Below are 23,644 nucleotides of genomic sequence, written 5' to 3'. Positions count from 1 at the left end.
CCGCTACGCAAAAGTAAACGGTGTTTCCTGATAGACATAGTAGTTAAGCCAGTTACTGTAAAACAAGTGCGCCGTGCTCCGCCATGTGGAACGGGGCGGATTTGACGCGTTGTCTTCAGGAAAATAGTTTTTAGGCAAGTCTATCTGAAGGCCTTTGTTTTTATCCCTCAGGTACTCATCGGCTAGAGTGTGTGCGTCGTATTCCAGATGTCCGGTTATAAAAACTATTCTGTTATCGTTTGACTTTATGATTGAAACTCCGGATTCTTCGGATTCAGCGAGCACCGTCAGATCGGGTACGGCACAAATATCTTCAGTTTTAACGCAGGTATGTCGTGACTGCGGTATAAGGAAAACATCGTCAAATCCGCGCAAAAGCGGATCCGACCACGTCATGCGCGTGTTTTTAAATACACCGAATAATTTGCTTTTTAAAAGATGTTTTTGAATTCCGTACAAATGGTAAAGAGCCGCCTGAGCCCCCCAGCATATATACAGCGTACAAAAGACTTTTTGCCTTGCATAATCCATGATCTTACACAGATCTTCCCAGTAATCGACCTGCTCGAAAGGCAGTTGTTCAACCGGCGCTCCCGTGATGATCATTCCGTCAAAAGATTTGTTAAAGAGTTCTTTAGAGCCTATATAAAATTTTTCAAGATGTTCTTCGCCCGTGTTTTTTGAAACATGATTTTCCATGCGGACAAGTGAAATTTCCACTTGAAGCGGAGTGTTGCCGAGAAGCCTTAAAATCTGAGTTTCCGTAGAAATTTTCGTAGGCATCAAATTGAGAATCGCTATCTTAAGAGGACGTATGTCCTGAGTCGTCGCACGTTGCTCGGTCATCACGAATATGTTTTCGCGTCCGAGAATCTCACATGCAGGCAGTCCCGACTGTATTTTTATAGGCATAAGACGGAGTATAGCATCCGGAGATCATTTTTGCTATACTTGAATTATGTTTTTTTCAGATAACAGAAAAGCTGCCGTCAAAAAATTAAGAAATCTTGTGCTTAATTCCAAGACCGAAATTTCCGTATTCAGAAAAAAACTTGAAGCTGCGTTTCAAAACCCGATCCTTCCGAACCGAGTTACTCTTTCCGAACATGTTTACGGGAATATAAAATGCGACGTTCTCATACCTGAAATTTATTCTTCAAGGCGCATAGTTCTTTACATACACGGAGGGTGTTTTGCCGGAGGTTCATGCGCTTCCTGGAGAAATTTCTGTGCGAGTATAGCAAATACGGCTTCGAGCCGCGTCGTCGTGCCGGAATTCCGCCTAGCTCCGGCTCACGCCTTCCCTGCGGCTATGGAAGATATTCAATTATGTTTTAGAAGTCTGTACACCGAAGAACAGATATCGCTCTCGTTGGATGCAGTTCCCGGTGAAAGAGCGGAACCTGAAATAATAGTTGCCGCCGACGGTTCCGGAGCGACCCTCGCGCTGGCCGTTCTGTTCACTTTAAAGGAACGTTATAAAAAATCCGTAAAACAGACGATACTGTTTTCTCCGTGGCTTGATCTTTCTCCTTCGTCCCAAGTCTTTCAGGAAAAAAGATCTTGCGATGAAGTTATTTCTGCCGATTGTTTAAGAAAAAGCGGAGAATTTTACACCTATGAATCAAATTTGCAAAATCCGCTCGTTTCACCCGTGTATGCCGAAGAAGAAATGCTAAAAGGCTTTCCCGACGTTTTTATTCAGATGGGCGAAAAAGAAATTCTCTTGCCGGATGCGATAAAATTTAAAAATAAACTTGAAGAAAACGGTATAAACTGTACGCTGGACGTGTGGAAAGATATGATGTTTATGTTTCAGATGGCGGACGAGTACTTGTCCTCTCCTCATCTCGCGCTCGAAAAGATCGGAAAACTCATAACCGCGCGCAAATCGTGCCCTGAAGATTTTTTTGCCGATTATTCGAAATCCGCCGCAAAAAGCCGCGCCGGCGGCGCTTCAAAAGCCGGCGGAGATTTGCCGCGGTAGACGCAAAAGAATATCGAGGTCTAAGGTAATATATGGAACTCTTGTCGCCCGCGGGGAACGTTAAAAAACTTTATTACGCATATGCTTACGGGGCGGACGCGGCCTATATAGGCTTAAAAAAATTTTCTCTTCGCGTAAAAGCGGATAATTTTTATGAAGACGAATACAAGCGCGTTATCGAATTAAAAAAACAATTTCCCGATAAAAAACTTCACTGCGCCTTGAACATAAGTTTTCATGACAGCGATATAGAACAGTTTATGAGGGATATGGATTATTTTCACCTGTATCCCATAGACGCTTTTATAATACAAGACATTGGAATTCTTCCCGTTCTGCAAAAGCATTTTCCTGAGGCAAAACTTCACTTGAGCACACAGGCAAGCTGTGTAAACGGCAGCGCGGTCAAAATGTATAAAAACATGGGATTCAGCCGTATTGTCTTAGGGCGGGAAGCGTCTCTCGACGATATCCGAAAGATAAAAGATTTTGTTCCGGACATGGAACTTGAAGCGTTTTGCCATGGAGCAATGTGCATCGCCTATTCGGGGCGCTGTCTTATGAGCGCTTATCTTACCGGAAGGTCTGCGCAGGCGGGTTTTTGCTCGCACACGTGCCGCTGGAATTTCGACGTAATGACGACAAAAAAAGCCGATCAAGATAAACAGGCTTCCGGCAAAAAAAATCTTTCCGCAGAGCAAGCCAAACTTATCGCCGAATCAGGAACGCTCTTATTGCGCGAACACGAACGTCCGGACGAATATTTTCCTGTTTTTGAAGGCGAAAACTTTACGGCGGTATTGTCAAGCAAGGATCTTTGCATGATTGAACATTTGGACGACATGAAAAAGTCCGGCTTGGATTCCATAAAAATCGAAGGCCGTATGAAAAGCATTTACTACGTCGCACTTGTCACACGCGCTTACCGCAAAGCTCTGGACGCTCTTGAAGGAAAAATTTCAAAGGTTCAGGCGGCGCCTTTTATTGCGGAACTTGAAAATGTCAGCCATAGAGAATCTACGACCGGTTTTTTTTACGACCGCACCGAAGCGGACAAAACCGCGTACGGCGCAAGCGACAGTCCCTACGAATTGGGCGCAATAGTCGAAGAAAAACTTACGGACGATTTTGAAAGAGAATTTTTTAAAATATCCGGGACAGCTGCTAAAGAAGTAAAAACAAAAAAGACGTCTTGCGGCGAAAAAGACATAACCTCCGGGCAAAAAAGCATGAAAAAAAAGAGCGGATGGAAATTTTACAGGCTGGAGGCGCTGAACAAATTCGATCCGAGTATGGACCTTGAAGTTATAACGCCTGAAACCGTAAGCCTTATACTGAAATCGGGTTCGTGGAAAATTGCGGATCCTGAAACGGGTCTTGAACGGACATGGGTCTGCAACGGGCATAAATGTGTTTTATACGCTCCGGACGACATTCCGACCGGAGCCCTCATACGCATAAAAGATTCAGGCTACGTCTCAGGAAAAATCCGCGTAACTTAAAAGTTTGAGTAAAGCAAAATTCAAAATCCGTCCGGCGGCACGGCTACTTAGGTTCCGCCTTGTTTTTTGTGTCGTCCGTCTTTGCGGCGTCCTCTTCGTCCCATAAAACGTCGATCGTCCGTTTTTCCACGTTCCTTATGCGCTGGAAGGTAAGACAATTCGCCCTGTGTATTATTATTCCGCGCCCGTTTGAAACATAACCTACTATGGGTTCAGGATACTCGGGATTGCAGCACTTTGCAATGTTTACAAGAAAATTTGTCGTCTTTCCTATTCTGACCTTGCCGGTGCTGCGCTTTGCTGTGCTCGCTTCTCCTGCCGCCTTGTGCCGAGTTCTCTGTTTTTTTACAGGCTGTAAAGGCGCAATTTCCGCCGAAGGTTTTCCATGCAGCAAAGGATCCGTAAAATTTACGGCGTGCTGCGTAAGCCAAGCGCGTATTTTGCTTCTTGCCTTAGAAGTCTTTACATAAGACAGCTGATTTTCCGTAGGATGCGCCTGCGGGTTCGTCAGAATTTCGATGATTTGAGTGTTTTTAAGCGGCGTTGAAAGCGGGATTATCTTTCCGTCGGCTTTTGCGCCCACTATCTTTTCGCCTATAGCGGAATGAACGTGATAAGCAAAATCTATCGCAGTGGACTCCGCCGGAAGCTGCACTACTTCTCCCTTGGGGGTAAACACAAAGATAGAATCTCCCAAAAGTTCGTTTTTAATTGCGGCAAAAAAAGCTTCGTCGGTAAGATGGATGTTTTTTAATTCCCTTAACTGATTTACGATCGTAAGATTGTCCGCAGCCACAGAATCGCGGCTCATTCCTTTTTTGTAAAGCCAATGACTGGCAACTCCGTGTTCGGCAATCGAATGCATCTTTTCCGTGCGGATCTGTATTTCAAGCGGTTTTCCTTCGCACATTACAGTAGTGTGCAAAGACTGATAACCGTTGGACTTGGGCATGGCGATGTAGTCTTTAAAGCGTCCGTCCAAAGGCTTCCACAGCCCGTGAACTATCCCTACGAGGGTATAACATTCCGGTTCGGTACGGCATATTATCCTGAGCGCAAGCAGATCGAAAAGCTCTCCTGCCTCCTTATTGCGTTTACGCATCTTTTGATAGATCGAATAGAAATGCTTTGCACGACTCGTTATGGTGACGTCGATACCGAGCTTTATTGCGGACTTTTGGATCGCCTGAACCGCTCTTTCAAGGTACTGCGCCCTTTCGTCTTTTTTCTGAGAAACTATAGCCTTAATCTGCCTGAAAACATCGGGATTAATGTATTTTAATCCGAGGTCTTCCATTTCGTTTTTTACGGTAGACATACCGAACCTGTCGGCGAGAGGCGCCCATATATCCAGAACTTCCTGCGCCACAGCTCTTTGTTCTTCAGGCGCGACGCTCGCCAAATCCCTCATGCGGTCAAGGCGGTCTGCAAGCTTTACGAGGATTATGCGCACGTCGTCGGCCATGGCAAAAAGCATCTTTCTGGTAGAATCGGCCTGCTGCAAAGTCTTATTGTTTATGTTGATATTTGTGATCCTGGTAGTGCCGGCGACGATTGAAGCGACGTTTTTGCCGAAATTGCGCTCCACATCGGCGATCGTAATTTCAGAACCTTCTGACAATACCGGCAGCGTATGAAAAAACCCTGCGATAACGCTGTCACAGTCCATTTTATTTTCCGCTAGGATATTTGCAACTCTAATCGAATGAACGTAATACGGACTGCCTCCGCTTCGAACGCCGGCGGTTTTTTCTACAAGATAATTCCACGCTTTTTCAATGCGCATTTTATCATCGTCTTTATAATAAGGGAAACGGTTAAAAAACGAATTTATGAGATCTTCGGGAGCTTCCTTGCTCTCGGACGGTTCATTCATTATATTATCCATACGTAAAACATAACAAAAATCCTCCGGACGGACAATGCAGGAGGAATAACAATAAATTATCAAAAAATAACAAAGTTTTTTTGCTTTAAAAGCCTTACAATATATATTATTTGTGACGGTTTAATACGAAAGGGATTTCGTAACTGTTTATTGCGGAATTGTTTTAACATACAGGAATTTCAAAGGACATTTTATGAGGTTAAAAAACTTCGCAGCGGCAGGTTTTATCGCTTTTTGTATTCTTCCGCTCACAGCGCAAAATCAAAATTTATCAGTTGAAGAAGCCGTAAAACTGGCTTTAGAGCAAAATACTTCTATCGAACAGAGCAAGATCAGCCTTTCAAGCGCAAAGCGCGAAAAAGCGCATTCATGGAACAGTGTAAGTCCGTCTCTCACGCTGGGCGGCGCTTATTCCAAGCCCAACGAAACGAATTCTTACGACTGGAGAATTTCAGGAACGGCGGGAATATCGCTTTTGTTTTCTCCGTCATTGTTTACGTCGATCAAGACGGCCAAACTCAATTATGAAAAAGAACTTATCTCCTACGAGCAAATGTGCCGCAGCATTGAACTATCCGTGCGCACTTCATTTTATTCGCTTTTATACGATCAGGAATATATTTCTTTACAAAAACGCCGCCTTGAAACGGCCAAACGGCAGTATGATCAGAACAGCGTAAAATACAACAACGGAAGAATTCCGGAAATCGACGTTTTATCGGCCAGAGTAAAATACGAAAAGCTGAAACCTCAGGTAGAAGAAGCGGATATTACCTTTTTGAACAACGTCGACACATTTAAAAAGCTTTTAAACATAGACGCAGACACGGATCTCACATTGTCCGGATCTTTGGACGACATTATGAACCTTGTCGAAAAAGATATCGCTTCCGGCAGAGTGGAAGACTGGGTAAACGCTTCCGTTTCCGTGCGTTCGCTTGAAAAGCAGTTGGAAGCGGCTGAGGCCGCCCTCACGGCGTCCCGTGCAGCGGTGTTCGGTCCTTCGATAAATGCCGGATGGAATTATCAGCCTTCGCTCACGGATAAGTCCAAAGGAAAAACGACGGACGGGGGCTCACTTTCTTTAAGCGTATCGATTCCCTTGGACGGACTGCTTCCGTGGTCGTCCAAAGCCGATACCGTAGCAAGCGCAAAGGACAATATCGCCGCATTAAAAATAAAGCTTGACGAAGCCAAGCGCTCCGCAAGCGTTTCCATAAACAACTACGTGCGGCAAATCAAGCAGACGCAATCGTCTATAAAATCTTTACAGATAAACGAAGAACTTGCGGAAAGAACTTATGAGATGACCCTTGACGCCTATAATAGAGGGACAAAGGATTATCTTACCTTACAGGACGCTTCCGATTCCCTGTTCGAAGCAAGACTTTCCGTAAAATCAAAACTTTACACACTTATTTCAACCATACTTAATTTGGAAAGCGTATCGGGATCACCGTTCGGAACGCTTGCCTAATAAAGAGTTTCGGAGGGAAACATGATATTTTCAAAACGCCCCTTTATAATCTCCTTAATCGTGATTTTAATAACCGTTGCCGCCGCATTATTTTTTAACACGGGCGGTAAAAACGCCTCGCAAGGCGCAAGGGGAAAAGGCGGCAAGGATTCTGCCCAAATAGAGATTGCCGTAAGAACGCAGGCTGCAGAGATAAGAACGCTTCACGACTACGTTTTAACGAACGGCGAAATTGAAGCGCTCAATTCCGTCGCCGTCTATCCCGACATCGGAGGAAAAATTTTAAGCGTGAACGTGCTTTTGGGCGACAACGTAAAGCGCGGAGATGTAATAGCACGGATAGACCCGTCCGAGCCGGGCGCCCGCTATGCTTTAAGCCCCGTCGTAGCTCCGATTTCGGGAAGCATTATTTCCACGCCGCTTAAATCCGGAACAACTGTGACGACGGGAAGCACCGTAGCGATCATAGGCGACATAAAAAACCTTCAGGTTACCGCCAAAATACCGGAAAGGTATACGGCCGTTTTAAAAACGGGGCTCAAGGCAAACATTGTTTTGCAAGCCTATTCGGATATTGTGTTTACGGCGACAGTAACGCGCGTTTCTCCCGTAGTGGACGCCGCATCCAGAACCAAAGAGATAATATTGAAATTCGACGAAGACGACACGCGCATAAACGCCGGAATGTTTGCAAATGTGACCTTATACACCCTCGATTACAGCGGCAGCATCGTAGTAACAAATAACGCAATAGTTACCAAGGGCGATAAAAAATATGTGTTTGTCGCGTCCGACGACACAGGCACGAAAGGAACTTTTGCAAAACAGAGAGAAGTCGCGCTGGGTAAGTCCGTCGACGGCTTTACGCAGATTTTGTCGGGAGTCGCCGAAGGCGAAAGAATCGTGATAGAAGGCGTGCAATCGCTCTCGGACGGCGTAAGAATTCGCGATGTTTCAGTTTCCGCAGGACAAAAGGATATGCCGGAAAATTCAAACAAGGCGGATTCCATAAATCAATCCGACAAGGGAAAACCGAAAAACAACGCTGACGCCGGCAGTAGCACTAACGGGGGCTCTAGATGAGCATTTCAAAAAAAACACTTGAACACCCTGTGCTTACGCTCATAATATTTGTTTTGCTCGGAGTGATGGGCCTTTTTACGCTTAAAAACGTGGCCATAAGCCTTTTTCCTGACGTGGATTTTCCCATGATATGGATATCTACAAGTTACAAAAACGCCGGCCCTGAATCGGTTGAAAAATCCGTCACAAAGGTTCTTGAAAGTTCCCTCGTGAGCGTAAACGGCCTTAAAAATATCACCTCCAGTTCTTCGGAAAGTTCAAGTTCCATTTCGCTTGAATTTGAATACGGAACGGATCTTGATGTGGCGACAAACGATATCCGCGACAAGATAGACAGAGTGAAGGGCAGCCTTCCCGGCGATGCGGGAACTCCCGCGATATTTAAAATCGACAGCAATTCAATGCCGATAATGCGCATTGCCGTGCGCGGTAACCGTTCAAACGACGATCTGAAAGAAATCGCAGAGAATTCGATAGTGGACGTGCTCGAACAAACCAACGGCGTCGCGGAAGCGAGCGTTTCAGGCGGTCGAGAAAAAATAGTGCGCGTAGAGCTTTCTCAGAACCGGCTTGCAGCTTATAAGCTCAATATCAGTTCCGTCATAAGCGCGATCTCCAAACAAAATCTCGAACTGGGCGGCGGAAAGATAAACGAAGGCACAAAGGATTTTATCGTACGCACGACGGGCGAATATTCCAGCATAGACGACATAAATAATGCCGTGATAACAACCGTAAACGGTTACGACGTAAAACTGAGCGATTTGGGAACGGCTTTTGAAGGTTACGAAGACAGGTCTTCCGAAGTTTATATAAACGGTGAAGAAGGCGTTTATGTTTCGGTCACAAAGCAGTCGGGAACAAATTCAGTCACCGTTGCCAACGCCGTCTACGAAAAACTGGATCAGTTAAAAAGAACCCTTCCCGCGGACATTTCGCTCGACATTATCATGGACGATACGACTTCCATCCGCGATACAATAAGCACACTTTTGACTTCTTTACAGCAGGGGCTCGTCCTTGCCGTTTTTATTCTGTTCGTCTTTTTGTGTAATTTTAAAAGCACTATAATAATCGCAGTTTCAATTCCGCTTTCAATGATCATAACCCTGCTTGCAATGCATTTTGCGGGGCTCTCCCTTAACATGATGACAATGACAGGTCTCATACTGGGACTCGGAATGGTAGTAGACGCTTCCATTGTTATGATCGAAAACATTTACGGGTACAGACAACGCGGTACAAAGCCCGTCATAGCCGCGGTTCTGGGCTCTCAAGAAATGATCATGTCCGTAGTTTCCGGAAACCTTACCACTATCTGCGTATTTCTTCCGTTTTTGCTGTTTATTTCGGAACTACAAATGATGGGACAGATGTTCAAAGGAATAATTTTTACGGTCGTCATAGCCCTAGTTTCAAGTCTCTTCGTGGCTATCTTTCTTGTCCCCGTTCTTGCAGGAAAATTTCTTCCCCTTTCAAACCGAACCGAAAATCCTGTACGGAACTCTGTTTTAAAAAGGTTTTATTCATTTTCGGCGCTGTGTATGGACAATCTTACCGCCGCTTATAAAAAAGCTCTTACTTCTGCTCTCAATCACAGGCCCACCGTCATTATTTGCTCTATTTGCGCATTGTTCCTTTCGATCACAGCATTGCGCACGATGCAAATAAACATGATGCCCCACGGCAATGACGATTCGGTTACGCTTAACATCACAATGCCCATAGGCACAAGTCTCAAAGAGACAACCCTTGTCGTACAGCAATGGGAAGAAATTGTAAAAAGAGAAGTCAAAGGCTATAAAAACCTCATCACAAGCATCGGCACGGGGAGCGGCAGGCGGTCATCCGGCGACACAACTTATAAGGGCTCCATATCGATCCGTCTTCCCGAAACAAAAGAACAGATCGACAGCGCTCCGGTAATACAACAAAAACTCCGGCAGTTTTTTAACGACTTTCCCGACGCGCAATTCAGTTTCAGCGCTGGAATGGCGCGGCAGATGGCGGGCGACGATCTTGACATCGCCATTCGTTCCGACGACCTAAATACCGCTTTACAGGTAGCCGATCAAATAAAAGAAGTTATGGACGGCATAGAAGACATAGGGGAAGCGAGCATAGACACGGAAAAAGGCCTTCCGCAAGTAGAAATAGTTATCGATCGCCCCAGAGCCTATTCCTTCGGCGTGGACGTTACAAGCGTCGCCAATGAAATTTATTACGCCATAGACGGTTACAAAGCGACAACTTACCGCAAAAACGGAAACGAATATGAAGTTGAGATCATGCTCCGGCCTGACGACAGAGCGAAAATAACGGATTTGGAATCAATCTATGTAAAAGGTAAGAACGGGCTTGTAAGCGTTGCAAATTTTGCCAGTATAAAGCGCGGCTTGGGGCCCGTAAGCATAAACCGCGAAGACCAGTCAAGAATCGTCCATGTTACTGCGGACATAGTGAGCGCTGCAAACGCAAATGTCGTCGAACAGATGATCAAAGACAAGGTGTCACAGACATTCGTAGTTCCAGATAACGTAACTATAAACTATGAAGGTTCGTGGCAGGACATACAAAAGCAAGGCTCCGTTTACGGTCTTATTATCCTGCTTGCGATAATACTCGTTTTCGGCGTTATGGCCGGAACGTACGAGTCTTTTAAAGCGCCTATCATAAATCTTACGACAATACCGTTTCTCATAATAGGAGTTGTATTCATATACAAGCTCACGGGACAGGCTCTTTCAATAATGTCGATGATCGGTGTTATAATGCTCGTAGGCATAGTGGTAAACAACGGAATCATCCTTGTCGATTACACGAACCTGCTGATAGATAGAGGATTAAAAATGAAGGACGCATGCATCCAAGCGGGATCGAGCCGACTTCGCCCGATACTTATGACAACGCTTACCACAATTTTAGGTATGCTTCCCATGTGCTTTGCAACGGAAGGTATGGCTGCGGTAGTTCAGCCCATAGGGCTTGCCGTCGTAGGAGGCCTCGCGTCGAGTACCTTTGTCACCCTGTTTTTTATACCCGTCTTATATTCATTGATAATGAACAGCGGCAAAATAAAACACAGTAAGATTCAAGTGCTTTTGAGCGGAGAGACCGACAGTAAAAAAGGAGAAAGATAAAAAGTATGCACCGTGCCGAAATCATAGCAAATCAATCAGTGCAGGACGACATTCTTGAAGCCCTTGAAGAAAACGTTCCTGAAATTCTTTATACCGTAGTTCCGTCGGTTCAAGGACGCGGCGGAGAAAACCGCAAACTCGGAACGACGACTTGGCCTGAAACAAATTTTCTTGTAATCTCATATATTGAAGACGATAAGGTTCCTGCGGTAAAGGCCGTAATAAAGGCCGTAAAAGAAAAATTCAAGAACGAAGGAATAAAATTGTTTTTTACAAAGGCGGAATCATAAAATAATATGCAACTTAAGCGCGCAAGCGGAATTTTACTGCACCCCACCTCCCTTCCCGGAAGTCCCGGAATAGGAACAATAGGAAAAAACGCCTTTGATTTTATCGATTGGCTCTCCGAAGCAAACCAAACCTTGTGGCAAATTCTTCCGTCAGGGCCTACGGGCTACGGCGATTCTCCGTACGCATCGTTTTCAACATTTGCGGGGAACCCTCTTTTGATCGATCTTGACATCTTAGTAAAAGAAGGCGTTTTGGATAAAGATCAGGCGTCGCCGCCGGAATATATACGCACAAACGGAAACGTAGACTTCGGCTCGGTCGTATATTGGAAAAAACCGCTTTTAAAGACGGCCGCAGTTCAATTTTTAACCCGCGCCGATCTGAAAACAAAAAGAAACTATGAACTGTTTAAGGCTGAAAACGCTTTTTGGCTTGACACTTACGCGGTCTTTATGAGCATAAAAGAAATTTATGACGCAAAGGCGCAAAAGGAAGGCGTCGCAAATTCCATGTGGAACGCATACTGGCCAGAGGAATTGAAAAAGTGCAATGCAGATGCAGTTGAAAAATGGCAAAAAGATTACGAAACCGACTGCGAAATTCAAAAAGCGATACAATATTTTTATTTTTCACAATGGAATGCGCTTAAAAAATATGCCAACGGCAAAGGAATTTCAATAATCGGAGACATACCTATCTTTGTAGCGTCGGACTCGGCCGACGTTTGGGCTAACCAAAAGTTATTCCGCCTGACGCCCGAAAGTCTTCCGGAATTTGTCGCAGGCGTTCCCCCTGATTATTTTAGCGCAGACGGCCAGCTTTGGGGCAACCCGCTTTACAACTGGGACGAAATGAAAAAAGACGGATATTCATGGTGGATAGATAGAATAAAAACAGTGTTAAAGCAAACCGATTACGTGCGTATAGACCATTTTCGAGGTTTTGACGAATATTGGAGCGTTCCTTACGGACAAAAAACGGCCGTACACGGTAAATGGGTAAAGGGCCCCGCATACGATTTTTTTAACGCCGTCAAAAGCGCGCTCGGCGACATACAAATAATAGCCGAAGATTTGGGAATTATTACCGACAGCGTACGAAAACTCAGAGATCATTTTTGTTTACCGGGAATGAAGATCCTTGAATTTGCCTTCGATAAAAACGAAGCGGCTCAAGGCGCCATGACCAACGCTTTTTTGCCTCACACATACGATAAAAACTGTGTAGTATATACGGGAACTCACGACAACGACACAGTTCAGGGCTGGCTTGAAAAATTGCCGCTTGAGGACAAACGCTTGATAGCGGCGTATCTGGGCTTTTCGGAAGGCGAAGCCCAAAAGAGATGTGCGGACGGAGAGCTATGCCGTGAACTCGTGAGAGCGGCTCTTGCTTCCGTTGCAAATTGGGCTATAATTCCCTTACAGGACGTTTACAGCCTCGGAACCGAGGCCAGAATGAATATGCCTTCAACGGCCGGAGGAACAAACTGGCAGTGGCGCATGGGCGAAGATCTTTTGGACAAGGAAAAAGCTCTTTGGCTTAAAAAATGCTCCGTACTTTATGCAAGAAACGTATTGTGAACTTTACAAAACGCCCTTGGTAGAAAGCACTCCGTTTATCCTTTCATCGTATTGAACCGCCGCTTCAAGCGCTTTAGCAAAAGCTTTAAAACTTGCTTCCGCGATATGATGATTGTTGTTTCCCGAAATGCAGCGCAAATGCAGATTCATCATAGCCGAATATGAAAAGGCGTAAAAAAATTCGCGGATCAGCTCCGTATCCATGTCGCCGATTTTAGGAACCGTATATTCTTCTTCAAAAACCAAAAAAGGCCTGCCGCAAAGATCTACGGCGCATAAGACTAAAGCTTCATCCATAGGAAGAATAAAATGCCCATACCGGCGAATCCCGCTCTTGTCGCCTAGAGCTTTTTTTACGGCTTCACCGAGCACGATTCCGCAGTCTTCTACTGTATGATGGGAATCCACACGAAGATCGCCCTTGCAGAGCAAATCTACGTCAAAAAAACCGTGCCGCGCAAAACCGTCCACCATGTGGTCAAAAAAACCTATTCCCGTATCGCTTTTGCATTTACCGCTTCCGTCAATATTTAAAGTAAGTGAAATATCCGTTTCTTTAGTCAGCCTGTGAATTTGAGCCGTACGTTTTTCCATATTAACTTCCAAAGATATCTATTATAAAGGCCTAAAAGACCTTACCCGCAATTTTATTAATTTGCCGTATTACGATCTCAACAATAAAAATATAAATTATAAAAAATCGGCTGTCAACGCGCGCTCACATTAGACGCGCAGAACCGGTGCAAACGGGACAATGATAACGCTGCGGTAAAAGTTTCAGTTTATTCAATATCGTAAACTTCACCGTATTTTACGATCGTAACATCTTTATAACCCGCCTCGGAAAGATGCTCTATGAAACTTTTTTGAGCGTCCGCTTCGCCGTGCACAATAAAAATCTGCTTTAAACGGCTTTTGTCGATAGAATTGAGCCAATTTATCATTTCCGAATAATCCGCATGAGCGCTGAATGCGTTTATCTGCTCAACTTTCGCCCTTACCTGGTACCAGTCGTTGAGAATTTTAACTTCTTTTTCTCCGTCCCGAATCCTTCGCCCCAAAGTATTCTCGGCCATGTAGCCTACGATCAAAACGGTATTGTCGGGATTGCTTATATTGTTTGCCAAATGATGGAGAATGCGCCCCGCTTCACACATGCCGTCCGCGCTTATTATTATCATGGGGCCGCTCTTGTCGTTAAGCGACTTGGATTCTTCTACGCTCGTTATATACGATATGACTCCGAAGCCGAACGGGTTTTTATGGTGCTTTAAAAACGCTTCATGCGTTTCATTATCATAACATTCAGGATGAAGACCGAATATTCCCGTCGCGCTCACGGCCATTGGAGAATCCACATAGATCGGAATTTGAGGAATTTTCTTTTGATCCACCAGTAGGTGAAGATAGTAAACCAATTCCTGGGCGCGTTCTATCGCAAACGAAGGAATTATTATCTTGCCTTTACGGACGACGGCACTGTTTACAATTTTTTCAAGTTCCTGCATCGCAAAATTTTTGTCTTCATGCAAACGGTTTCCGTATGTGCTTTCAAGGAAAATATAATCCGGAGCGGGAACGTCTTTTTCGGGATTTCTGATTATAGCTTTGTCGGGGCGTCCCAAGTCTCCCGTATATAAAATGCGTATTTCATTGCTGCCGCTCTTGGACAAAGCCGCAGGAGCGTTAAGCCCTCCGTGCCTGCCCTTTATCGTAACATAGGCATAGGCGGAACCTAAAATATGCCCGGCGTCAAAAAATTCAAGCTGAACGTCCGGCGAGATATACATTTTTCGTCTATAAGAAAGAGTTATGATCTGATCCGCAGCCTTCGTACAGTCGGCTTCATTAAACAAAGGGCTCCAATTAAATTTTTCACCTTTTTTTGCCGCCCTTTTTGCTAAATATTCCGCGTCGCGGGCCTGTATGCGGGCACTGTCCATCATAACAAGATTTGCAAGATCTCGCGTTGCCGGGGTTGCGTAAATATTGCCTTCAAAACCGTGTTTTACAAGAATCGGCAAGAGCCCGCAATGGTCGTAATGCGCATGCGTCAAAATCACAGCTTCAAGTTTATCCGTAGGAAAAGAAAAACTCCTGTTTTTTTCATCCGAAATGGCTCTTTTGCCCTGAAAGGCGCCGCAATCGATCATGTACGAGCGTCCGTTCATTTCAATAATATGTTTTGAGCCCGTAACCTCTTGGGCGGCGCCCAGCGAATACAAAGATATTCCCATGTTCCCTCCTGAACTGTCGGTTACAGTTTAAACTTACAAACGACTTGCAACAAGAGCCGATTTGCAGATTTTACTCATTTCCTGTATAATTTTACGATGTATACGAGGTAATTTTGTATTCACGACAGATCACGCAAGCGCCGAAAAAACTTATCCGCAACGGGAAACCTCTTTTTGGAACCTATTCGGGACTTACCGAAAAGCTTGACATAAAAGGAGTAAAATTTCCTTTCGGCATAATTCCGCTGCCTACGTTCATAACAAATTTTGCAATACGGAGCCAGCTCTTTGTCGCTTTTAATACCGAAAATTATATAGGACAGATCGCATTTTTTGACGCAAAGCTGTTCGGTTATTGCGAGGTCGTATTCTGGGATACACAGACAAACGCAAAATCCGTGTACAACGCTTTTATAGGGCCGAGAAAACGTCTTATTCCCAAAAATCTTAAAAAAGGAATCTGCATTTGTTTTAAAAAATCGCATTATATAAAAATAGGATGGAACCGGGCACACAAAAGAATTTCCATGTTTTTCAGCCTTGCCGGAAATCCTTCCCGACCGAACGCGGGAGCGCTGCTCACCGCAAACACCGACGATTCTACGGACATTATTTCCGTAATGCCGGCTCCTACGCTCAGAAGATGTTCGGCGACATGGTTAAACACTTTTTCCGTCCATGGAAATTTCTTTGTAAACAAGGACAGCAAGGCAAAGCTCTCAAACAACTGTTCCGGCTATGCAATCATCTCCATAAACCGCTGTTATTATAAACTGCACGTAAAATACAATAACGTAACGGGGCTCGGCAATTACGATAACAGGCGCTTGTCGTTCCGATTGACAACAAGTTCCTTTGACGCCAGAAACACAAACAACTGCAATTCCAATTTTTTGTTTTTAGACAAAGAAGTTACTCCTTTGCCCCAAGTATTCATCACGCATCCTTTCGGGATGGATAAAAGATGGATCATTCAAGACACGGAAAATATGATAGATCTCACTTTTACACCCGTTTCTGAAAATCTTCGCAAAATGAACACTGTGGTGTTCAGAACGGTTTATCACACTATATACGGTTTTTTTGAAGGAACGCTTTTAACAAAAGACGGCGAAAAACTTTTTCTTAAGAGTTTTCCGGGTATCGTTCAGGCAACTATGCTTCGTCTATAGGGAGAATTTTTATGGCTGATGAAAAAAAATACCTTGAACCCGGGACTCTCGAAAATACCCGCAAAAACATAGGAACAATAAACAAAGAAGAAGCCGCTCAAATGATAAAGGTTTTAGGCGGTGAGATTTTGGAAGAAAAGCCTGTGACGTCTCCCCTGCAATTCACATCTACGGCTTCCCGCAGCGCAAAACCTCCCAAACCCCGCTCGCCACGGCCCGAAGCGGTGCGAACGCCGGCGGAAGCCGCCATGCTTTCTACAATGTCCGTAAACCGCGCCTCAAAAAGCGCTCCAGTTTCAAATAAAAAAACTTCCGGCATGCCCAATATTTCTCCCCAGGACTGGCTTGCAGTGGATAAAGTGATGATGTCGCCCGAATACAAAATAAAAACGGATTACGGCATATTCAACTTTATACGCCTTCTGCAAAAAGACGGACTTTTACGGATAGACAGGAATTTCGCCAAAAACACGCTCGACCGCCACATAAGTCACATGGAAGCCTTTGTTACGCTCATACGGACAATAATCAACCTTTCTCCGGTATCCTATCAGGCTAGAATAAGATCCGACGACAATTCCAGATTCAGACTGTTGAACAAGGCGGAAAAATGGGACGTATATGCCTTAAGATCGCTGTACAACGATATTAACTTATACCATGTGCAGATCCCGGACCTAATGCCGTTTATAAAGGCAATCTACAGCATGCTTGTCCAAATACTTTTTTTAGGCGAACGTCGAGTTACAATGCTCCTAAAAGAAATTTACGAAGACCTTTCGCTTTATCCGGACGTAAAAAAACCTCTTGTCACAGCGACGATGAAAGATACCCATCGCGAATGGCTTTATTTATATTCTCAAATAGTGAAAGGCCTTTATCCTTTGCTCTATTGCATGTGCGGCGGCCCGTTTCAGAATTTCGAGACATTCTTTTCGAACAGGGCGGCAGCAATCCTTAAATTCACCGAAAAATCGCGTTTTGACATCCTCCTGCCGGAAGCCGAAGCTACGATTCCTCCCGCTTATGAACAAGCGGAACAAAAAAAGGAAGATGTGCCGCCTGCGCCGGAGGAAAAGGAAACTCAAGAAAAAGAGCAAAAAGAAAAGGTTCGAAAAAAACTTGTTAAGACCGGCATAAAACTCCTTGACACCCTTTTCCCGGACGCCGGATTTACAAAGCTTGAAACACATCCGGACATGTATCCGTATTTTCAGCCCCTGTTTGAATTTCCCGACGGATTCAATCTTCTTTCACCTGAAAATCCGCTTCAAGTGCTGGTGGTTCTCCTTCGCATAATGGAAGACCTGTTTCAGGGATGCCGCAACATACGTTTTGTTTTCGACAGCGACGCGCGCCAAAGAGACGATCAGGATTCCATACTCACGGTTTTAAACGAATGGAACGCTTACAGAGAAGTTTTATTTGATAAAACATATTGTCATACACTAAGAAATTTCGTGACGGAACAGTACACCAAGAGGGATTTTTGTCACACACAATACGGCAGGGCTATGCAAAACAAACTCTTTTGGTTTATAAAATATCACTTTCTGCCGCTTTATACATTTGACAAACTCGTACTTGAACGTCCTGAGCACAACAATACATACCGCCCTTTACATTCCAGGACGAACTTTATCTGTGATTTTTTTACCGAACTCGCCCATAATGTGGATATAACGGCTAAAACCGAAAACGCGTCCATAACAGGCATTCAAAATCCGTGGGATCATTACAGTTTCGACATTCCTAATACGGTATCCAAAAGACTTGACGTCTTGTTGATGGCCAACCGTACCGGCAAGGGCATGACCGCAACGAACATAAATCTCATCAAATACACGCTTTGCATCTGCGCCGTTTTGGATTGGTGGATAAACGACGGCGACAGCCCTGCTTATCAATGCGATCAGTTTAAATTTTATCGGGTTTCGCTTGAAGACGGAGGGCCTCTGTTTACGGTAACGCTAAGAGACGATCAGCAAAAACTGTTTCTTGAAAACTTCAAAAAGTTGACCGCGGAGCAAAACAAAAAAAAGCAGACATAAGAGCGGCAGCGCGTCGCGGAGGCTTGCAAGGGGCGCAAAGCGCGAAGTTTCCCGCGCAACGGCAGCGCGCCCGCGGCTCTTATAGTTGAACGCCCGTCTTTATTTTTTCAAGGAATCTGGAAAGTTTTTTTCCCTCAAGAGGATTCGGTCTGCCTTCAAGAATTTCCTGCAGCGCTTTCATTTCTTCACCGGAAAATCTTACGCCTCTTTCCATGTGATTTTCGAAGGATTTTACCGCCAAAGGAGCGACCTTCCTTGTAAGTTCAAGCAAAACCTTTGCGTATTCTCTTATCTCATACTGCGCATGGGTTTCCAAGCGGAGCTTTAAAAAATGAAACAGATTATGTAAATCCATCTCCCAATAGAATTCCGTATACAAAGAAAGGGGCAGGTTTATTCTGGCTATTTCGCGCGCAAGGCCGCCGTCAATAAGGCTTTCGTATTCTTCATAGGCGCGTTTTTGTCCCTCGATAAATTTATTTTGAATTTTTTGAGCTTCTTCGGCCGGAAAAGCTTCTTTAGAACGACCCTGCTTATTATCGGGACTTTGCGGAGCGATATTTTCAAGCGATGGAACGTAAAATTCTTCTTCCATTATGGAATAGCGCCCAGATATTTCATTCATCCGGCCCGTTCTGTGGCGCACCCACTGACGCGCAACAAAGATCGGCATTTTAACGTGGAACGTAAGAACGACCTGCTCAAACGGAGAAGTATGCTGGTGCCTTAAAAGATAGTCGATCAAAGCGGAATCTTCCGACACCGTTTTAGTGCCGGCGCCGTAAGAAACGCGGGCCGACTGCACGATCCGCTGATCGCCGCCTAAATAATCTACTAAGCGAACAAAGCCCTTATCAAGGACGGGAAACTCCTTATCAAGTATTTTTTCCGCTTCCGGAACTACACAATGCGACATCACCTACTCCATGTTTTCGGCTTTATCGTCGTCTGATACTTCATCCGCTTCCATAACGATGGGCGCATTCTTAAAAGAATACCGGGCAATAAAAACCGCAAAGGCAATAAGAAGGATTCCCAGAATTCTGACTATTAAAACGCCTATTCTGCCCGGAATCGCAAAAAGCAAAACGGAAAGTAAAATCGAAATTATAATTTCAATTACGTACGGACCTGCGGGAATGCCCGCAGCTTTCAGCTTAAATACGGCGAATATTTCCAGAAGAGCCGACAAAATAAGATATACTCCAAGAATGTATAGCATTATTGTCCATACGGTTGCAGCAAGGACAAGCGGCAGCGATACGGCGGCAAAACCTATTACAATCGATAAAAGGCCGCGGATTAAAATATTCTTTTTAAAATAAGGATCGTCGATAAGAGTTCTTACGACTGCGAAATTTATGATTCCGTCGATTACGGCTCCTATGCCTAAAATAATGACGATCGATTTTATAAATTCTTGCGGGGACGTAAGAACCATAACCCCTATTACGGCAGCCAAAAAAGCAATGATAATGCCTGATCTTTTCATGTTTTCCATATTCCCATTATATCATAATAATAAAAAGTCATAAATAGGTTTTTAAAGGCAGTTTTAAGGTTCCTTAAAATTATACGGCGAGTACATCTTCAGATGTAGGAGCTGTATAATTCGTGCGCGAGCGCGCACCGTTGATAAGCGACGTTTCGGCTTTGCCCGAAACTCGCAGTTTAACGAGACGGCGCCATATAGCCGTCGAAGTTAAACCTTCCTTAAAAATGGCGTGCTCAAGCGAGACACAGGTAATTTTAAAGGACATCTTGATTCATTGGCGACACTTCAGTTAAGATCACTGTGTCAAAAAGATACATTATTTTGTGTCAAATAAACACAATAGATTCTTTACGCAGCGCAACTCTAACACAACTTAAAAAAATCAAGTTCTGTGCCTCCTTTTATCCGTTTTTTTTCGCATTTTTAGCGGATTCGGCCGCTTATTCTACTCCATGTCCGCATATTTTGCTTATTTTGCAGAGTGGAAAAAGTTGGCACGGTATTTGCTAAGTAGTAAGTGTAAGGCGAAACCCTTTCAGAAACGAAAGAGCGCCGCCGAACATCGGCAAAATAAAGCCGCTGCAAACTTAAATATTATACGGATGTAAAAAGTCCGAACGGAGGATTTTATGAACGAATTATCACTTTTTAACACATTTTTTAACGACGCTTTTGGTGCAAACGGACTTCCCGAATTCAACTTCCACGCAACTCCCGCAGTTCCGAAAGTTGATGTAAAAGAAACCAAAGACAATTATCTTCTTGAGATGGATCTTCCCGGCCGCACCGAAAAAGACGTGAACCTTGAGCTGGATCACAATGTTCTTACGATCTCTTCGCATAAAGAAGACACAAAAGAAGAACATTCCGGCAAAAACGAAAAGGAAACATGGCTTATCCGCGAACGCAGGGTTTCCGATTTCAGCAGGCGGTTTACGCTTCCCGACGATGTAAACGGAGAAAAAGTTGCGGCTACATTTAAAAACGGAGTTCTTCTTGTGACGATCCCGCGCAAGGCTTTGCCCTCTCCCAAACGGATCGCTATAGAAACGAAGTAAAAAGCTGCCGTGCAAAGGCTTTTTAAGGCTTAACAACAGCTTGGAAATTAAAAGGGCTGCCTTTAAAAGTAATGTACTTTTGAGGCGGCTCTTTATTTTTATTGAGCACTGTAGAAATCGTGGATGTCGCAATACGCTAGATTACCGTTTCACGAAATCTTCGATCCGTAATTCCCGTATTTTCTCATATACATCTACAAAAAAAATCATTAGAATATGTAATCATGGATGAAGAGCGTTATACCGCCGTTGAAATAAAACTTTCCTATCTCGAAGATCTTGCCGAAAGTCTTCAGAAAGAAATTCTTCGCCAAAGCCGCGCAATGGAAGCTTTAAAAAACGAAAATAAATTGATTTTGGAAAAGCTGCGCAGCATATCGGACAGAATGGAAGAAATTCCCGATAAAAGACCGCCTCATTATTAACCTATCTATGAAATTTAATAAGGATTTTCAAACGAACATATATGAAAAAAATGGAAATTCCTAGAGTGGGAAAAAAGACATTTCGTGAAAATCACGGAAAAAGCGGAAATAGAAGAATTGAAATCCTTTTTGAAGACGAACACATAATCGTAGTGATTAAGCCAGAAGGAATGCTGTCCGTACCGTATGCGGGGAGCAGCAAAAAGACCGTCATAAACACGCTTGAAGATATCATGCACAAAAACGGCGCCTATTCATCAAGGCATAAACCTTACGCAGTACACCGGCTTGACCGCGACACATCGGGCGTAATGATGTTCGCCTTAAACGAAACCGCGCAAAGAAAAATAATGAATAATTGGAATACAATGGTCACGGAACGGCTTTACAGGGCCGTAGCCGAAAATTCCGCAAGAAGACCGCTCCCCGATACAGGGACGATCGACAGTCCTTTATCCTACAACAAATACAATATAGGATTTGTTCCCGCCTCTAAAAACGGACAATCCGGGGCAAAAATCGTTCCCGCAGTCACACGCTATAAAGTGATCGCACGCGGCAAAACTCATACGCTTTTTGAACTAAGCTTGGAGACAGGAAGAAAAAATCAGATCCGGGCGCATTTGGCGTCAAAAGGATATCCGCTGTCGGGCGATAAGGCTTACAGGGCAAAAACAAATCCGTTCGGAAGGCTCATGCTCCATGCGCGGACTCTTCGTTTTTATCACCCTTTTACAAATGAGCTTATGACATTTGAATCGCCCGAACCTGAAGAATGGATGGCCTTTGTAACAAAAAGATCTTAAAGATCACCCCGTCCGATCAGCTTCGTTCCGCTTTGTTTTCTTTCGGCTCTAAATGCTTTGCGGCATTTTCCTGAGCGCGAACTTCTTTTTGCTCTCTGCCGGGCGAAGTAAGACATCCGGGAGGAATATAAGCGCAGCCGCCTGAAATTCGGCTTATATCCTTATATCCGCGTAAAATTTTATGTATAATTTTTTTTACGGTATTAAAAATATTGTCCTCCAAAATTCAACAGTCGAACAAAATATCAATTTTAAAAGACTGTTGGATTCGTGTGCGTGCCCCGCAACGAGCGCGTAAGCGCGAAGTTTCGAGCGGCGCACAGTCCAATAAACGAATTTCCCCTCCGTATATTATACTATATTTTTCACACTTCCACCCGCACGACGATACCGCCACGCCCGTTTTGCGTATCGCCGATGCGCGCGAGTTTTGCGTTAAAACGAAAGGTATTCGGCTTGGCGGCGCGAAGGATCGCGGCTCCTGTCGCCCTGATGTACCCGGCGCGCTGCAACCCCGCATTGCCGCGGGCTTTTTCGCAAACGTCTTCCACCGAAACGGAAACCGCATTGGCGTCATGGGGATTGTACGGTTCGGCTTGGACGCTTACACGGAGCGAGGCATAGAGCTTTTTCTTTGCGTCTCGCACTTTTTGCGTTCCGTTTAAAATATCGTCGCCGATTTTTTGAGAAAGAGCATCGTCTAGGAAATCGGATCCGTCGTTCCAGCCGTAAAAGTTCGTCCCGACTATGCCGATCGTAAACGCCGTATTGTGATTTTTAAAATACCGTATGAACATCTGTTCGGGCGTTTCGTTTGTGACATCCGGTTTTAAGACATCTTTCGCCGCGCAATACAACAAAAACCCGGTATCCGTTTTACCTGCGCCAAGCATCGCATTCTTTTTATACAGCGCGGCAAACGCAGCGGCGTCGCTGTGAGTGCGCCCGTATATCCACGCAAAAAGCGCTTCGGCTGCAACCGGCTTTACGATAAAGAGCGTAAGCTGCGGAAAATTCATAAACAGAGCCGTCCGGCGCGCAAGCAGTTCCGCAGCAAGTAAAGAATCGCCGTTTTCAACTGCAATCAAAAGCGCGCCGACATGCGTCAAAAAAGCAAACGTATCGGCATCCGTGATTTCAAAATCGTTTGTAAGATACACGCGGATAACCCGGCACAGATCTTCGTTCATGTAGGTGTACCATGCGCTCGAAAAATAGGGGCTTCCGTCAAGCGTCTGCATCGTGTTAAGTACGCCGTCTTCTACGCCTTCAAGTTTTCCGCAAAAATCAAGCTGCCCGGCGCGCGTCCGGTTAAATCCCCAGTAGAGGGAATCCGTCTTTCCTGTCGCCAGAACGATGACATCCGCATCGCTATGATTTTTCATGTTTGTCATATAAACCTCCAATATAGAATATTCTGTCGCATGACGAAAACATCGGCTGCGTGGT

General features: G+C 44.6%; 19 protein-coding genes. 12 read left to right on the top strand and 7 right to left on the bottom strand.

Annotated features, from left to right (window positions below):
- Positions 1–3: 3 nt before the first annotated feature.
- Positions 4–912: a homoserine O-acetyltransferase MetA gene (gene metA / locus HRQ91_RS00925; RefSeq protein ID WP_210119857.1), complete on the bottom strand. Its 909-nt coding sequence runs from the start codon at positions 910–912 to the stop codon at positions 4–6.
- Between the two features lie 46 nt (positions 913–958).
- Here metA and HRQ91_RS00920 point away from each other — a divergent pair, with 46 nt between their 5' ends.
- Together HRQ91_RS00920 and HRQ91_RS00915 are read left to right on the top strand one after the other, a co-directional pair.
- The gene (locus tag HRQ91_RS00920) at positions 959–1,987 is read left to right on the top strand and encodes an alpha/beta hydrolase fold domain-containing protein (RefSeq protein WP_210119856.1); all 1,029 of its coding nucleotides are present in this window, start codon (positions 959–961) and stop codon (positions 1,985–1,987) included.
- Between the two features lie 32 nt (positions 1,988–2,019).
- Positions 2,020–3,489 (top strand): peptidase U32 family protein, encoded by a 1,470-nt coding sequence (locus HRQ91_RS00915; protein ID WP_210119855.1) that lies wholly within the window; start codon positions 2,020–2,022, stop codon positions 3,487–3,489.
- 43 nt (positions 3,490–3,532) lie between these two features.
- Here HRQ91_RS00915 and HRQ91_RS00910 read toward each other — a convergent pair whose 3' ends face one another.
- Positions 3,533–5,377, bottom strand: a complete 1,845-nt coding sequence (locus HRQ91_RS00910) for a RelA/SpoT family protein (RefSeq protein WP_210119854.1) — start codon at positions 5,375–5,377, stop codon at positions 3,533–3,535.
- 193 nt (positions 5,378–5,570) lie between these two features.
- Here HRQ91_RS00910 and HRQ91_RS00905 point away from each other — a divergent pair, with 193 nt between their 5' ends.
- From HRQ91_RS00905 to malQ, 5 genes are read left to right on the top strand one after another with little or no spacing between them, the layout of a single operon-like run.
- Positions 5,571–6,854, top strand: a complete 1,284-nt coding sequence (locus tag HRQ91_RS00905; protein ID WP_210119853.1) for a TolC family protein — start codon at positions 5,571–5,573, stop codon at positions 6,852–6,854.
- 21 nt (positions 6,855–6,875) lie between these two features.
- The gene (locus tag HRQ91_RS00900; protein WP_210119852.1) at positions 6,876–7,937 is read left to right on the top strand and encodes an efflux RND transporter periplasmic adaptor subunit; all 1,062 of its coding nucleotides are present in this window, start codon (positions 6,876–6,878) and stop codon (positions 7,935–7,937) included.
- Complete coding sequence (locus HRQ91_RS00895) at positions 7,934–11,077, top strand: efflux RND transporter permease subunit (protein WP_210119851.1); 3,144 nt, start codon at positions 7,934–7,936, stop codon at positions 11,075–11,077. The genes HRQ91_RS00900 and HRQ91_RS00895 overlap by 4 nt, the downstream gene beginning before the upstream one ends.
- A gap of 5 nt (positions 11,078–11,082) precedes the next feature.
- Positions 11,083–11,367 carry a PG0541 family transporter-associated protein gene (locus HRQ91_RS00890; RefSeq protein ID WP_210117369.1) on the top strand — a complete coding sequence of 95 codons (285 nt, stop codon included), beginning with the start codon at positions 11,083–11,085 and terminating at the stop codon, positions 11,365–11,367.
- A 6-nt stretch (positions 11,368–11,373) separates the two neighbouring features.
- On the top strand, positions 11,374–12,951 hold the full coding sequence (gene malQ / locus HRQ91_RS00885; RefSeq protein WP_210119850.1) for a 4-alpha-glucanotransferase: 1,578 nt from the start codon (positions 11,374–11,376) through the stop codon (positions 12,949–12,951).
- A gap of 3 nt (positions 12,952–12,954) precedes the next feature.
- Here the strand turns inward: malQ and hisB are convergent, their stop codons facing one another.
- Both hisB and HRQ91_RS00875 read right to left on the bottom strand, forming a co-directional pair.
- Entirely contained in the window at positions 12,955–13,545 is a 591-nt protein-coding gene (gene hisB / locus HRQ91_RS00880; protein WP_210119849.1) for an imidazoleglycerol-phosphate dehydratase HisB, read from the bottom strand.
- Positions 13,546–13,733: 188 nt separating this feature from the next.
- Positions 13,734–15,188 carry an MBL fold metallo-hydrolase RNA specificity domain-containing protein gene (locus tag HRQ91_RS00875; RefSeq protein ID WP_210119848.1) on the bottom strand — a complete coding sequence of 485 codons (1,455 nt, stop codon included), beginning with the start codon at positions 15,186–15,188 and terminating at the stop codon, positions 13,734–13,736.
- 113 nt (positions 15,189–15,301) lie between these two features.
- Between HRQ91_RS00875 and HRQ91_RS00870 the strand changes: the two genes are divergently transcribed.
- Both HRQ91_RS00870 and HRQ91_RS00865 read left to right on the top strand, forming a co-directional pair.
- Positions 15,302–16,360, top strand: coding sequence for a DUF2804 family protein (locus HRQ91_RS00870; protein WP_210119847.1), 1,059 nt, complete (start codon positions 15,302–15,304; stop codon positions 16,358–16,360).
- An 11-nt stretch (positions 16,361–16,371) separates the two neighbouring features.
- Positions 16,372–18,411, top strand: a complete 2,040-nt coding sequence (locus HRQ91_RS00865) for a hypothetical protein (RefSeq protein WP_210119846.1) — start codon at positions 16,372–16,374, stop codon at positions 18,409–18,411.
- A gap of 79 nt (positions 18,412–18,490) precedes the next feature.
- Here the strand turns inward: HRQ91_RS00865 and thyX are convergent, their stop codons facing one another.
- Together thyX and HRQ91_RS00855 are read right to left on the bottom strand one after the other, a co-directional pair.
- Entirely contained in the window at positions 18,491–19,327 is an 837-nt protein-coding gene (gene thyX / locus HRQ91_RS00860) for an FAD-dependent thymidylate synthase (protein WP_210119845.1), read from the bottom strand.
- A gap of 3 nt (positions 19,328–19,330) precedes the next feature.
- Positions 19,331–19,912, bottom strand: a complete 582-nt coding sequence (locus tag HRQ91_RS00855) for a DUF308 domain-containing protein (protein ID WP_210119844.1) — start codon at positions 19,910–19,912, stop codon at positions 19,331–19,333.
- Between the two features lie 623 nt (positions 19,913–20,535).
- Between HRQ91_RS00855 and HRQ91_RS00850 the strand changes: the two genes are divergently transcribed.
- The 3 genes from HRQ91_RS00850 to HRQ91_RS00840 all read left to right on the top strand — a co-directional run bounded on the left by HRQ91_RS00850 (position 20,536) and on the right by HRQ91_RS00840 (position 22,195).
- Positions 20,536–20,964 carry an Hsp20/alpha crystallin family protein gene (locus HRQ91_RS00850; protein WP_210117377.1) on the top strand — a complete coding sequence of 143 codons (429 nt, stop codon included), beginning with the start codon at positions 20,536–20,538 and terminating at the stop codon, positions 20,962–20,964.
- 224 nt (positions 20,965–21,188) lie between these two features.
- The gene (locus HRQ91_RS00845; protein ID WP_210117378.1) at positions 21,189–21,389 is read left to right on the top strand and encodes a SlyX family protein; all 201 of its coding nucleotides are present in this window, start codon (positions 21,189–21,191) and stop codon (positions 21,387–21,389) included.
- A 41-nt stretch (positions 21,390–21,430) separates the two neighbouring features.
- The gene (locus HRQ91_RS00840) at positions 21,431–22,195 is read left to right on the top strand and encodes an RluA family pseudouridine synthase (protein WP_246473249.1); all 765 of its coding nucleotides are present in this window, start codon (positions 21,431–21,433) and stop codon (positions 22,193–22,195) included.
- Positions 22,196–22,560: 365 nt separating this feature from the next.
- Here HRQ91_RS00840 and HRQ91_RS00835 read toward each other — a convergent pair whose 3' ends face one another.
- Positions 22,561–23,589, bottom strand: a complete 1,029-nt coding sequence (locus tag HRQ91_RS00835) for a hypothetical protein (protein ID WP_210119843.1) — start codon at positions 23,587–23,589, stop codon at positions 22,561–22,563.
- Between the last annotated feature and the right edge of the window lie 55 nt (positions 23,590–23,644).

The organism is Treponema parvum (assembly GCF_017893965.1).
Lineage (GTDB): Bacteria > Spirochaetota > Spirochaetia > Treponematales > Treponemataceae > Treponema_D > Treponema_D parvum.
This window is presented reverse-complemented; position numbering and strand designations above follow the sequence as displayed.